The following is a 13,003-nucleotide window of genomic DNA, read 5'->3' as shown; positions in this document are numbered from 1 at the left end:
GCCTTCTTATGCTCCGACGGTGTGGTCAATGGCTTTGCGTACGGCCTTGTCGGCCTTCTTGAGCTGCTTGCCCGTGGTCTTCTTGACGTCGGTGGCGAGGTGTCCGGCGTTCTTCCTGGCGTCCGCAGCGAGGTGCTCGGCGCGCCAGGCCAGGCTGGGCTTTCCGTTCGTGTCGACGGAGGCCAGCAGGACGCCTCCGGTCAGCGAGACGTTCTTGAGCAGCTGCTTGCGGCGTGCGTCGCGGCCCGCCTTGGAGGTGATGTCCGCGCTGCGCCATTCAACATAGCCGTTGAGCGCCGAGATGACGGCCAGCACCGTGGCTGCGAGACGAGACGATTTGCCCAGGGCGAGGCAAACCCCGGCGCCGACCTGAGTGCCGCCGATGACGCGGGCAAGGACTTTCTCATTGGTCTGGAACGGCAGCGATTCAGCCGCGCGGCGCAAGAGGGGAGAGAGCTGTGTCGCAGTGTCATCCGCATTCTTCAGCTTGTCCATGCCTGCGAGGACGAAACTGGAGGCGAGCATGGGCCGGGCGAGAAAACGGACAAGGGACATGAATTTCCTCCTGGATGGACGAACCGCGGATATGAAGCGGGAGAACCGGTTCTAGTCTTGCACTTTTGCGGAATATTTGCCTGTTGCGCGTGGTTGTCAATTGCAGGTTCCAGCCGCTTGCTGTGGCCGGATTAAGACCCACATCGGCCCGGTTTGCGGCTCGAAGACATTTGCGGGCTCGAAGACAGTAGTGCACTGCAGAAGTAGTGCACTGCAGAAGCGTGGTCGCGGTGCCATGGCGGCAACGCCGTAACGGCGGTGCTATGACACTGGCGCATCGGCCGCGGGCCGGGAAGGTAAAGGAGGCGGAAATTTGTTGCTGGTGAAGGAGAGCGTAGAGCTGGAGGCGGGCCCGGGGAATCCTTGGACCAGGGCCCGGCCGGTCCGCAGGGTTGAGGCCCCGGGCACGGTAACAGGCGCCCTCAGGAAGGTGACAGTAGACTTGAAGGCAATGAGCACCATGGATCCGGCCGTTGCGGCCATGCACGAGGTTGCCGGAAACGACGCCACGCCCAACAAGTCCCCTGTAGCCAGCCCGGCTGGCGCATCTCCCGATCCTGCCCAGGAGACGCTGGTGGACGGGCAGCCGCTGGATACCTCGACCGAAACAGTGGAACAGCGCCGGGTCCGTTTTGAACGCGACGCGATGCAATACGTGGACCAGCTGTATTCCGCGGCCATGAGGATGGCGCGGAACCCCGCGGACGCCGAGGACCTGGTCCAGGAGGCCTACACGAAGGCGTTCTCGGCCTTCCACCAGTACAAGCCGGGAACCAACCTCAAGGCGTGGCTGTACCGCATCCTCACCAACACGTACATCAACCTGTACCGCAAACGGCAGCGTGAGCCGTTGCAGTCGAATTCGGACACCATCGAGGACTGGCAGCTGGCACGTGCCGAGTCGCACACGTCGTCGGGGTTGCGTTCGGCTGAGGCAGAGGCCCTGGACCACCTGCCGGATTCGGACGTCAAGCGCGCCCTGCAGGCTATCCCGGAGGAGTTTCGGCTGGCCGTCTACTTTGCCGATGTGGAGGGCTTCGCGTACAAGGAAATTTCAGACATCATGAACACCCCGATCGGGACGGTCATGTCCCGGCTGCACCGCGGCCGGAAGATGCTGCGGGATATGCTCGCCGACTACGCCTCCGAGCGGGGATTCAAGGCCGCACAACCCACCACAGCGGCCGGAAGCAACAAACAGGAGAACAGGAAATGAGCGACTGCCAGGGACTGGGCGATTGCGACGACGCCCGGATGCAACGTATCTACGAGTATCTGGATGGGGCGCTCACGCACGATGACATCGCTGAGATCAAGGACCATCTGGACGGGTGTCCGGAATGCTTTGAGCAGTACGACCTCGAATGTGTCATCCGCGTGATGGTGAAGCGTTCATGCACCGAAGCTGCCCCCGAGAACCTCAAGAACTCGATTCTCGACCGGATCCATTCGATCCGCCCGGTCGAAGCCTGAGCCCTCGTCGCCGCCAGACCGGATCCACCGGAGGGGCCAGGAATGGCCCACAGACAAATGACCCCGGAAACCGTCAGGTTTCCGGGGTCATTTGTCTAAAGCTGTCATTCCAAGCTTTGCTTAGGCGTTGGGGCGCTTGCCGTGGTTCGCGCCGCCACGCTTACGGTCACGACGTTTACGTGCACGCTTGCTCATAGCTGGCCTCCTTAATATTGGTACTCAAAAGAGCTGCCCTCAAGTCTCCCACATCGGGACACGAGCTGCGAACCGGCCGCAGACTGCCGCTCAACTGTCCAGCGAATTGCGGATGGAGATCCGTGCCTGGTCCAGCACGGTCCTGACTGTCTCCAGGGTGACAGGAGAGACGGGGTTGCGGCTGCCGTGGCGGCGCAGCTCTACCCGGATGTCGTCGCGGAAGGCCTGGACCAGCATCTCCGCTTCCCTCAGCCGGCGATCGCCCTCCTGGGAGTAGCGCGGGCCTGCCGCGGCCCCGGATGCCGGTCCCGCAGAGCGGGCGGTGGAACGTGCGGCTTCTGCCGTCGCGGCCAGGTCCGCCCTGAGCCCCCGCATGTTGACGCGGATGTCCTGCCGCAGATTGTCGGCGAGCCGGCGGACCGAGGCAGAGATGTCGTTCTCGACGCCGGCGAGTTCGCCCCGGCGGCTGTTGAGTTCCACGAGCCCGGCGGGGGTGATGGAGTAGTTGGTCCTGCGGCCCTCAGGCTGAGTGGCCACGAGCCCTTCCTCCTCGAGTTTGCCGAGCCGGGGGTAGATGGTCCCGGCGCTGGGGGAGTAGGTCCCGCCGAAGCGTTCGCTGAGGGCCTTGATGAGTTCGTAGCCGTGTTTGGGGCCCGACTCAAGCAGCGCCAGCAGATACAGCCGCAACGCGCCGTGGGCGAAGACGGGAGGCATCAGAGGCCCGTTTCGGGATCCGTGGTCGGCTGGCCGTGGAAGATCGAGGTCTTTCCGGAGACGGAGTTGGTCCGGACCAGCATGAGGTGGGTGTCGGGGCCGGCGATGGTCTGCACGGTGCCGCCGGGTTGCGTGTACTTCTGCTCGTCAATGATGACGGCACCGCTGGCGGACTTCGCGACGATGTCCACGCCGACGTCGTGGGGGAGCCGGATGGTGACGTCGCCCGAGACGGAGTTGGCGCCGAAGTCCTGGGTGAAACCGTGCAGATCGAAGCTGAGATCGCCGCTGACGGTGTTGGCGCGGATGTTGCTGAACTCGCCGGAGGCCGTGACTTCGCCGGAGACGCTCTTGGCGGTCAGCACACCGTGGTGGTTGCGCGCGATGACCTCGCCGCTGACCGTATTGACGGACAGGTTCCCGGAGGTGCCGTCGGCGAGGACGGAGCCGGAGACGGTGTTCAGACGGGTATGGCCGCTGATCCCGGACACCATGCCGTCGCCGCTGACGGTGCCCGCCTCGACCTCGACGCCGGCCGGCAGGGCGATGCTGATGACCACGGAATTGCTGCTGTTGTTGTTGACGGTGCCCATGAGGTTCTTGAACCAGCCTTGCGGGCCGTGCAGCTGGTGCCGAACCTCCAGCCGGCCGTTGACCAGGGTGACGGAGAGCGGATCCCCGGAGATTTCGGATACCTCGAGCCGGGCGACGTCCTCGTCGTGCGTCACGATGTCGAAGCGCCCCCGGACGATGCCGAGCTTGAGCGAGCTGACGCCGTCGACGTCGATGGTCTGCGGGCCGGTGACGGTCCAGGTGTTCTCTTCCATGGTTCCTCCGGGAATGGGCCGTGCGAGGCGTTTACGATATATCGTGTCTATGGATGCCACGCTATATCGCCTCTTCGTCACGGTCAAGATATATCGCAAGATTGCCTGGAGGGGAGGAGGGGCGGCGCTGGTCTACTCCGGCGCGTCCATGCCCAGCCATTGGAACCAGCCGCGGTGCAGCACGAGCCACGCCATCAGCCCGTAGCCGGCCTGGCCGGGGGTGCCGCCGTTGGCGGCAAGGTCCTGGCGCCACTGTTCGTGGTTCAAGAGCGGCGAGAAGGTGTCCACATACAGGTGTTTGCGGCGCGTGGTGACATCGGCGAACGCGGTGTTCAGATCGCCCAGCCGGCGGTTCTGCGTCGGATCGAGCGTGGGCGGCGGCCCGACGACGAAGACCTCGATTTTGTTCTGCGAGGCTGAGTCCAGGATGTTCGCCAGGTTCAGCCGGCTGCGGGCCGTGGAGAGCCCGAATTCAATGTCGCGGCCGGAGAGCCCGATCACCAGGCGGTTCTCGTGGTGGGCGCTGAAGCGGCGGCCGGCCTCCTCGAGCCAGCGCGCGGCCAGCCCTTCGGTGCCTTCCTGCGGGCACGGCAGGGAGTAGCTTTCCATGACCAGGCCGTCCTGCGGCGTGCGGGCCAGCACACGGCCCAGCCAGCCCAGCGCGCGGGGATCACCGAGCCCGGCCAGCAGTTCATCGCCAACGGCTGCGATCCGCAGCTTTCGATCTTCCACGACTACCTCTTCAGTCCAAAGCGTCAACTGATCAGCGTCATTTAGACGGCGTCAATTAAACACAGACGGTTAAACAAAGCTGCCCGGCCGGAGTTGCGTGTTTCCATCTCCGGCCGGGCAAGCAATGACCCTACTTACGTGCGAATGCCTGCTTGAGCAGGGCGTCCTGCTCGGCCGAGTGACGCTTCATCGACCCCGCCGCGGTGGAAGCCGAGGAAGGACGGGACACGAGGCGCACCTGGCGGTCGAGGGCGTCCGGCAGGTTGAGCCCGATGAACGGCCACGGACCCTGGTTGGCCGGCTCGTCCTGTGCCCAGACAACTTCGGCGTTCGGGTACTTGGCCAGCTCCGCGGCGATCTCGGCGGCGGGCAGCGGGTAGAGCTGCTCGACGCGGACGATCGCCGTCGTCGTGTCCTCGGTCTTCTGCCGGGTGGACAGCAGATCGTAGTACAGGCGGCCGGAGACGAGCAGCACCCGCTCGACGGCGTCCGCCTGCAGCTGCTCGTGTTCGGGGATGACCGTCCGGAAGGAACCCGTGGTGAAGTCCTCCACCGAAGACGCTGCGGCCTTGAGGCGGAGCAGCTGCTTCGGGGTGAAGATGATGAGCGGCTTGCGCGGCCGGCTGTACGCCTGGCGGCGCAACAGGTGGAAGTGCGAGGCCGACGTCGTGGGGTTGGCCACGATCATGTTCTCTTCGGCGCACATCAGCAGGAAGCGTTCGATCCGGGCGGAGGAGTGGTCAGGCCCCTGGCCTTCGTAGCCGTGCGGCAGCATCAGTACGAGAGAGGAGCGCTGGCCCCACTTCTGTTCGGCCGAGGAGATGAACTCGTCGATGATGGTCTGCGCACCATTGACGAAGTCGCCAAACTGAGCCTCCCAGAGCACGAGGGCGTCCGGTCGTTCCACCGAGTACCCGTATTCGAAGCCCATCGCGGCGTATTCCGAAAGCAGCGAGTCGTAGATCCAGAGCTTGGCCTGGCTGTCCGACAGGTGGGCCAGGGGCAGCCACTCGTCACCGTTGGCACGGTCATGGAAGACTGCGTGCCGCTGGACGAAGGTGCCGCGGCGCGAGTCCTGGCCGGCGAGCCGGACGGGGACGCCTTCCATGATGAGCGAGCCGAAGGCCGCGATCTCGCCGAAGCCCCAGTCAATGCCGCCCTCGCGGGACATCTGCTCACGCTTCTCCAGCAGCTGCTTGAGTTTGGCGTGGACGGTGAAGCCCCCGGGAATCTCGGTGTGGGCTTTGCCGATGCGGGCCAGCGTCTCGGCGGAAATCGCGGTTGAGGCCGGGGCGTTGGTCCCGGTGTCCGCCTGCTGGGCCATCGGTCGCTCGAGGTCCGAGACCGCAGCGGAATCGGCCGTGATGATCGGAATCGGGGAGGTCTGGGCAGCGTGGGTTTCCGCGAAGACGCGCTCCAGGCGTTCCTGGTAGTCGCGCAGCAGCTGCTCGGCTTCTTCCTCGGTGATGTCACCGCGGCCGATCAGGGATTCGGTGTAGAGCTTGCGCACCGAACGCTTGGCTTCGATCAGGTTGTACATCAGCGGCTGCGTCATCGAGGGGTCGTCGCCCTCGTTGTGCCCGCGGCGCCGGTAGCAGACCATGTCGATGACAACGTCCTTGTGGAAGCGCTGGCGGAACTCGTAGGCGAGTTGGCCGATCCGGACCACGGCCTCCGGGTCATCGCCGTTCACGTGGAACACCGGTGCCTGGATCATCTTGGCGACGTCCGTGGAGTAGGTGGAGGAGCGCGACGACGACGGGGCGGTGGTGAAGCCGACCTGGTTGTTGACCACGATGTGGATGGTGCCGCCGGTGCGGTAGCCGCGCAGCTGGGAGAGGTTGAGCGTTTCCGCCACCACGCCCTGGCCTGCGAAGGCGGCGTCGCCGTGCACCATGATCGGCAGCACAGGGAAGGCCTCGCCCTGGTCCAGGCGGTCCTGCTTGGCGCGGACAATGCCTTCGAGGACGGGGTCCACAGCTTCGAGGTGGGACGGGTTGGCGGCGAGGTAGACCTTCGTCTCCTTGCCGTTGTCCGAGCTGAAGGTGCCCTCGGTGCCGAGGTGGTACTTCACGTCACCGGAGCCCTGCACGGAGCGCGGATCCTGGGTGCCTTCGAATTCGCGGAAGACCTGGGCGTAGGTCTTGCCGGCGATGTTGGTGAGCACGTTGAGCCGGCCGCGGTGGGCCATGCCGATCGCCACTTCGTCGAGTTGGTCGTCGGCCGCATCGGAGATGATGGCGTCCAGCAGCGGAATCAGGGATTCGCCGCCCTCCAGGGAGAATCGCTTCTGGCCGACGAACTTCGTCTGCAGGAAGGTCTCGAAGGCCTCGGCGGCGTTGAGCTTGGAGACGATGCGCAGCTGCTCGTCGCGGCTCGGCTTGGAGTACTTGTGCTCGATCTGGTCCTGGAACCACTTGCGCTCGGCCGGTTCCTGGATGTGCATGTACTCGATGCCCGCAGTGCGGCAGTAGGCGTCGCGGAGGACGCCGAGGATGTCACGGAACTTGAGCATCGGCTTGCCGCCAAAGCCGCCGGTGGGCCATTCGCGGTCCAGGTCCCACAGGGTCAGGCCGTAGGTCAGGACGTCGAGGTCCGGGTGCTTGCGCTGGACGTACTCGAGCGGATCGGTGTCCGCCATGAGGTGGCCGCGGACGCGGTAGGCGTGGATCAGCTGCTGGATCCGGGCGACCTTGTTGATTTCGTCCGCCGGGTCCACCTGCAGGTCCGGGCTCCAGCGCACGGGCTCGTACGGGATGCGCAGGGATTCGAAGATGTCGTCGTAGAAGTTCTGGGCACCCAGCAGGAGCTGGTGCACGAGCTTGAGGAACTCGCCGCTGCCGGCACCCTGGATGACGCGGTGGTCATAGGTGGAGGTCAGCGTGAGGACCTTGCTGATGGCGTTCTGCGCGATGATCTTCTCGCTGGCGCCCTGGAACTCCGCCGGGTAATCCAGTGCACCGACGCCGATGATGGCGGCCTGGCCCTTGGACAGTCGCGGCACAGAGTGCACGGTGCCGATTCCACCCGGGTTGGTCAGTGAGACCGTGGTGCCGGAGTGGTCGTCCGCAGTCAGCTTGCCGGCACGGGCACGCTTGATCAGGTCCTCGTAGGTGTGCCAGAACTCGGAGAAGTTGAGCGTCTCCGCCTTCTTGATGTTGGGCACCATGAGCAGGCGGGTGCCGTCCGGCTTCGGCATGTCGATGGCGATGCCGAAGTTCACGTGGGCGGGCTGTACCGCGACCGGCTTGCCGTCGATCTCGTCGTAATAGACGTTCATCGAGGGGAACTGGGACAGGGCACGGATGACGGCGTAGCCGATCAGGTGCGTGAAGGAGACCTTGCCGCCACGGGCGCGGGCGAGGTTGGAGTTAATGACCACGCGGTTGTCGATCAGCAGCTTCGCCGGAATCGCCCGGACGCTCGTGGCGGTCGGAACTTCCAGGCTGGTGATCATGTTGGTGGCGATGGCCTTGGCCGGGCCGCGGAGGACGGAGACGACGTCCTCTTCCGGTGCGGTCGGGGCCTTGATGTTCTTGGGCAGCTGGGCCGGGATCGGCTGGGTGCCGGGTCCGGCCTCAGTGGTCTTAGTGGTCTTGGCGCCGTCCCGGGCGACAGTGGCCGGGGACCTCTGGGCGGCGGCGGGAGCCGGGGCCGCCGTTGCAGGTACTACCGGGGCCGCCGGCGCAGGTACCGCCGGCGATGCGGCAGCAGGAGCTACAACAGGAAGTTCGCGAGTGGCCGGGTGCGCAACAGGCGCTGCACCCGAGGTCCCGTTGGTGGAGGAACCGTCGCCGGCGTCGAAGGATTCGAACAGCGGCCACCACTTGGCATCAACCGTGTTCTTGTCCTGCTGGTAACGCTCGTACAGTTCGTCAACGAGCCACTCGTTTCCGCCAAATTCCTCTGGTAGACGGTGGCTAGGCTGCTCTGGCACTTGAAATACGCCTCTTCCATGAGTTTGATTCCCACTGGCTTCCACGGTGCATCAGCACGACGATTGAACCAGTCTCCGCGTCCAGTGAACCCAGACCCCTGCCAGTCTAGTGACGATCCTTCCCAAACCGCCAATAAGGTCGACTCAAATCATGAAGTCATCGGGAACGTTCGCGAAGTCGCCTCCCAGGGCAGCATCCGGAGCCGTTCCGCAGGCAGGCGGATGCTCGCCTAGAATCGCAAGAAGAACCCTAAGCACTGAGAGTGCCTACCAAGGAGCAGCGTGCGATTTCTGACTGAGCCCACCACCGACCTGACGTATTCGGACATCTTCCTGGTGCCCTCCCGTTCCGATATCACCTCGCGGCTGGACGTGGACCTGGCCGCAGATGACGGAACAGGTTCGGCGATTCCCCTCGTGGCCGCGAATATGACGGCGGTGACCGGCAAACGGATGGCGGAAACCATGGCCCGCCGCGGCGGACTCGCCGTCCTGCCGCAGGACGTGCCGCTTGATGTGATCCGGGACGTCACCGCCTGGATCAAGACCCGTCATCCGGTCCTCGAGACGCCCGTCACGCTCTCGCCCGCTGACACGGTCATCGACGCGCTGCACCTGATGGGCAAGCGGCCGCACGGCGCCGTGACCGTAGTGGACGAGGCCGGCGCCGTGGCCGGCGTGATCCGCGCGGCCGACTGCGAGGGCCAGGACCGTTTCGCGTCGCTGGCCTCTGTGGTCCGGCACCAGCCGCTCGTGCTGGACGCGGCGCTGTTCGAAGGCGCCTTCGACGGCGGGAGTGGCTCCGGACCGGAAACGGCACTCCGCCGCGCTTTTGACGCGATGGACGCCGCCGGCACCGACTACGCGCCGGTGCAGCAGGGCGGTGTCCTGAGCGGAGTGCTGACCCGGCAGGGAGCCCTGCGCTCCACCCTGTACCGGCCCTCGCTGGATGACTCCGGGAGGCTTAAGGTGGCCGCCGCCGTCGGGATCAACGGTGACGTCGCCGGACGGGCGGCGGAGCTCCTCGCCGCCGGAGTCAACGTCCTGGTGCTCGACACCGCGCACGGCCACCAGCAGAAAATGTTCGACGCTCTGGCCGCGGTCAAGGGCCTCAATCCCGGCGTTCCGGTGGTGGCGGGCAACGTGGTCACCGCCGACGCGACCCGGGAGCTCATCGAGGCCGGGGCAGACATCGTCAAGGTCGGCGTCGGACCCGGCGCCATGTGCACCACCCGGATGATGACGGCGGTGGGCCGCCCGCAGTTCTCCGCCGTGCTGGAATGTTCCGCCGCCGCCCGCGCGGCCGGCGGCCGGGTCTGGGCCGACGGCGGCGTCCGCTACCCGCGCGACGTCGCCCTGGCCCTGGCGGCTGGGGCCAGCCAGGTCATGATCGGCTCCTGGTTCGCCGGCACGCACGAGAGCCCGGGGGACCTGCAGCTGGATGCCGGCGGCAGGCAGTTCAAGGAAAGCTTCGGCATGGCCTCGGCCCGGGCTGTACAGAACCGCAACCAGCGCGAGGGTGCCTTCGAAAAGGACCGCAAGGCCCTGTTCGAGGAGGGCATCTCCACCTCGCGCATGTACGTGGACCCGGCCCGGCCCGGCGTCGAAGACCTGCTCGACATGATCACCGCCGGGCTCCGCAGCTCCATGAGCTACGCCGGTGCCGCAGACCTGGCCGCGTTCCGGGAACGCGCCGTCGCGGGGATCCAGTCCGCTGCGGGCTACGAGGAGGGCCGCCCGGTTCCGCAAAGCTGGTGATGTGCACTGCCGGCTGAAGCTGCCGCCGGCCGTCACGTGACGGCCGGCGGCAGCCGCTCCTGTAGACTGAACTTCTCATGGACAGTAAATCTAGGTGCCGGCCTGGGGGCTGTCAGCGGAGAACGGAAAACGTTACCGCGCAGTCCACCCGTAGAGCCGGCAAACCCCGAACACGTGCCCATCATTCTCCGGCCCCACACCCATCCGGAGCCTTCCAGGAAACAGGGTCGGCTCATGCCGACCATCCTCCGCCGGGCCGATTCCACGAGCACCCACACTGTGCCGCTGCTCCGGAAGCAGGCCGCTAAATGGAATGGTTCCTTCTGGCAGTAGGCCTGCTGCTCATCCTCGGCACGGGCTTTTTCGTTGCCGTTGAATTCTCCCTGGTCGCCCTCGATCAGTCCACCGTCCAGCGGGCCGTGGAAAACGGGGATCCTGCTGCCGCACCGCTGCTCAAATGCCTCAAGTCCCTGTCCACACAGCTCTCCAGCTGCCAGCTGGGCATCACCATGACCACGCTGCTGACCGGATTCGTCATGCAGCCATCCGTCGGCAAGCTGCTCGAAGTGCCGCTGGCCGCCGTCGGGGTCCCCGAAGCCGCGGCCATTTCCATCTCGCTGGTGGTCGCGATGACTCTGACCACCCTGCTCTCCATGCTGATCGGCGAACTGGTGCCGAAGAACATGGCCATTGCGCTGTCATTTCCGATCGGCAAGGCCCTCGCCCGACCCCAGTTGGTCTTCACAGCCATCTTCAAACCCGCCATCGTGGTGCTCAACGGCTTCTCCAACAAGGTCCTCAACGTCTTCGGACTTGAGGCCAAGGAGGAAATCTCCGGCGCCCGCACTCCGGCCGAACTGGCATCCCTTGTCCGCCGCTCGGCGGCGATGGGAACCCTTGACGCAGGGACCGCCAACTTCATCGCGAGGACGCTGAAGTTTTCGGGCCGGACGGCGGCGGACGTGATGACGCCCCGCATCCGCGTCGAAACGATCGACGCCGACCAGCCGGTCTCGGACATCGTGGAAGCCGCCCGGCGCACGGGCTACTCGCGCTTCCCTGTTATCGGGGACTCCTCCGATGACATCCGTGGCGTTGTGCATATCAAGAAGGCCATCGCCGTGCCGTCTGACCGGCGCGCCAACCTGGAGGCCGGCGCCATCATGACCGATGTGCTCCGGGTGCCGGAAACCATCCACCTGGATGCCCTGCTGGCGGAACTGCGCGAAGGCAACCTCCAGCTGGCCGTGGTCCTCGACGAATACGGCGGAACCGCCGGCATTGCCACGCTCGAGGATCTCGTGGAGGAAATCGTCGGGGAAGTGGCCGATGAACATGACAAGGTCCGTCCGGGGCTGTTGCAGAGCGCCTCGGGGGACTGGTACTTCCCGGGACTGCTGCGTCCCGATGAACTCTCCGAACAGATCCCGGGCCTGACCGTGCCCGACGAGGCTGCCTACGAAACGGTGGGAGGGTACGTCATGACCCAGCTGGGCCGCATCGCGTCCGTGGGGGACGCCGTCGAGGTCGGCGGCGGGACGCTGAGCGTGACCCGCATGGACGGGCGCAGGATCGACCGGATCTGCTTCAAGCCCGCCCGCGCCCACGGCCAGGAGCATGGCGAAGACCACGGCGAGGACCACGGCGAGGGCCATGGCGAGGATCATGGCGAGAACCAGAAGTCCGGCCAGGTCGGTGCCGCATGAGCGACTGGGTAGGAATTCTCTGGCTCGTCGTCCTGCTGGTCGGCAACGCCTTCTTCGTGGCGGCGGAATTTGCGGTCATGTCCGCCCGGCGGAGCCAGATCGAGCCGCTGGCCGAGGCCGGGTCCAAGCGCGCACAGACTACCCTGCGGGCGATGGAAAACGTCTCCCTGATGCTGGCCTGCGCCCAGCTGGGCATCACGGTCTGCTCCCTGCTGATCCTGCAGGTTGCGGAACCGGCAATCCACCACCTGATGGCCGTGCCGCTCGGGGCGGTGGGCATCCCGGTGGAAATCGCCGACGTCGTGGCCTTTGCCATCGCGCTGCTGGCCGTCACTTTCCTGCACGTCACCTTCGGCGAAATGGTCCCGAAGAACATCTCGGTTTCCGTCGCGGACAAGGCGGCCCTGCTTCTCGCGCCGCCGCTGATGTTCATCGCCCGGGCGGTGAGGCCTGTGATCGTGTCCCTGAACTGGGCCGCGAACCACATCCTCAAGCTCATGCGGATCGAGCCGAAGGACGAGGTCACCTCCTCCTTCACGCTGGAGGAAGTCCAGTCGATTGTGCAGGAATCCACCCGTCATGGCCTGGTGGATGACGACGCCGGGCTGATCACCGGCGCGCTGGAGTTCTCGGAACACACCGCGTCCCGCGTGATGGTCCCACTCGACAAGCTCGTGATGCTGAAGGCAAACACCACGCCGGTGGAGTTCGAGAAGGCTGTGAGCCGGACGGGTTTCTCCCGATTTCCGATGCTCGATGACGACGGCATGCTTTCGGGCTACCTCCACATCAAGGACGTGCTGTCCATCCCCGACGCGGCCTATCACCAGCCGATCGCCGAAAGCCGCATCCGTTCCCTGGCGAACCTCTCAATGGACGATGAGATCGAGAAGGCCATGTCCGTCATGCAGCGGACGGGCTCGCACCTCGCCCGTGTGATCGGGCCGGACGGGCACACTCAGGGCGTCCTGTTCCTCGAGGACGTCATTGAGCAGCTCGTCGGCGAGATCCGGGACGCCACCCAGGCCACCGGTTACCGGCGGCTCGGCCAGGACTAGGCAGCGGCGTGCTATTACCCTAAATGGGAATGATTCCCATTTAGGGAT

Annotated in this window: 11 protein-coding genes; 5 read left to right on the top strand and 6 right to left on the bottom strand. The window is 65.6% G+C overall.

Annotated elements, in window-relative coordinates; all coding sequences use genetic code 11:
- Nucleotides 1-6: 6 nt before the first annotated feature.
- Nucleotides 7-555 (bottom strand): DoxX family protein, encoded by a 549-nt coding sequence (locus tag ACQCSU_RS05295; RefSeq protein WP_426978644.1) that lies wholly within the window; start codon nt 553-555, stop codon nt 7-9.
- Between the two features lie 430 nt (nt 556-985).
- Between ACQCSU_RS05295 and ACQCSU_RS05290 the strand changes: the two genes are divergently transcribed.
- Together ACQCSU_RS05290 and rsrA are read left to right on the top strand one after the other, a co-directional pair.
- The gene (locus ACQCSU_RS05290) at nt 986-1,771 is read left to right on the top strand and encodes a sigma-70 family RNA polymerase sigma factor (RefSeq protein ID WP_426978643.1); all 786 of its coding nucleotides are present in this window, start codon (nt 986-988) and stop codon (nt 1,769-1,771) included.
- A complete protein-coding gene (gene rsrA / locus ACQCSU_RS05285; protein ID WP_426978642.1) occupies nt 1,768-2,028 on the top strand; it encodes a mycothiol system anti-sigma-R factor in 261 nt (86 codons plus the stop codon). Before ACQCSU_RS05290 ends, rsrA begins: the two co-directional genes overlap by 4 nt.
- Nucleotides 2,029-2,148: 120 nt before the next feature.
- On the opposite strand, the gene ACQCSU_RS05280 is transcribed toward rsrA, so the two are convergent.
- The 5 genes from ACQCSU_RS05280 to ACQCSU_RS05260 form a co-directional block, all read right to left on the bottom strand.
- The gene (locus ACQCSU_RS05280) at nt 2,149-2,223 is read right to left on the bottom strand and encodes a 50S ribosomal protein bL37 (RefSeq protein WP_104061284.1); all 75 of its coding nucleotides are present in this window, start codon (nt 2,221-2,223) and stop codon (nt 2,149-2,151) included.
- Between the two features lie 90 nt (nt 2,224-2,313).
- Entirely contained in the window at nt 2,314-2,937 is a 624-nt protein-coding gene (locus tag ACQCSU_RS05275) for a PadR family transcriptional regulator (RefSeq protein ID WP_426978641.1), read from the bottom strand.
- Complete coding sequence (locus ACQCSU_RS05270) at nt 2,937-3,764, bottom strand: DUF4097 family beta strand repeat-containing protein (protein WP_426978640.1); 828 nt, start codon at nt 3,762-3,764, stop codon at nt 2,937-2,939. Before ACQCSU_RS05270 ends, ACQCSU_RS05275 begins: the two co-directional genes overlap by 1 nt.
- A gap of 132 nt (nt 3,765-3,896) precedes the next feature.
- Nucleotides 3,897-4,496, bottom strand: a complete 600-nt coding sequence (locus tag ACQCSU_RS05265; protein ID WP_426978639.1) for a GDSL-type esterase/lipase family protein — start codon at nt 4,494-4,496, stop codon at nt 3,897-3,899.
- A gap of 130 nt (nt 4,497-4,626) precedes the next feature.
- On the bottom strand, nt 4,627-8,433 hold the full coding sequence (locus ACQCSU_RS05260; protein WP_426978638.1) for a multifunctional oxoglutarate decarboxylase/oxoglutarate dehydrogenase thiamine pyrophosphate-binding subunit/dihydrolipoyllysine-residue succinyltransferase subunit: 3,807 nt from the start codon (nt 8,431-8,433) through the stop codon (nt 4,627-4,629).
- Nucleotides 8,434-8,715: 282 nt separating this feature from the next.
- On the opposite strand from ACQCSU_RS05260, the gene ACQCSU_RS05255 reads away from it, so the two are divergent.
- The 3 genes from ACQCSU_RS05255 (at nt 8,716) to ACQCSU_RS05245 (ending at nt 12,955) form a co-directional block, all read left to right on the top strand.
- Nucleotides 8,716-10,191 carry a GuaB1 family IMP dehydrogenase-related protein gene (locus tag ACQCSU_RS05255; RefSeq protein WP_426978637.1) on the top strand — a complete coding sequence of 492 codons (1,476 nt, stop codon included), beginning with the start codon at nt 8,716-8,718 and terminating at the stop codon, nt 10,189-10,191.
- Nucleotides 10,192-10,499: 308 nt separating this feature from the next.
- Nucleotides 10,500-11,897 (top strand): hemolysin family protein, encoded by a 1,398-nt coding sequence (locus ACQCSU_RS05250; RefSeq protein ID WP_426978636.1) that lies wholly within the window; start codon nt 10,500-10,502, stop codon nt 11,895-11,897.
- On the top strand, nt 11,894-12,955 hold the full coding sequence (locus ACQCSU_RS05245) for a hemolysin family protein (protein ID WP_426978635.1): 1,062 nt from the start codon (nt 11,894-11,896) through the stop codon (nt 12,953-12,955). The genes ACQCSU_RS05250 and ACQCSU_RS05245 overlap by 4 nt, the downstream gene beginning before the upstream one ends.
- The last annotated feature ends 48 nt before the right edge of the window (nt 12,956-13,003 follow it).

The organism is Pseudarthrobacter sp. O4 (genome assembly GCF_050157025.1).
Classification (GTDB): domain Bacteria; phylum Actinomycetota; class Actinomycetes; order Actinomycetales; family Micrococcaceae; genus Arthrobacter.
Note: the sequence above shows the minus strand (reverse complement) of the source record. Positions and strands in the feature narration are given on the sequence as shown.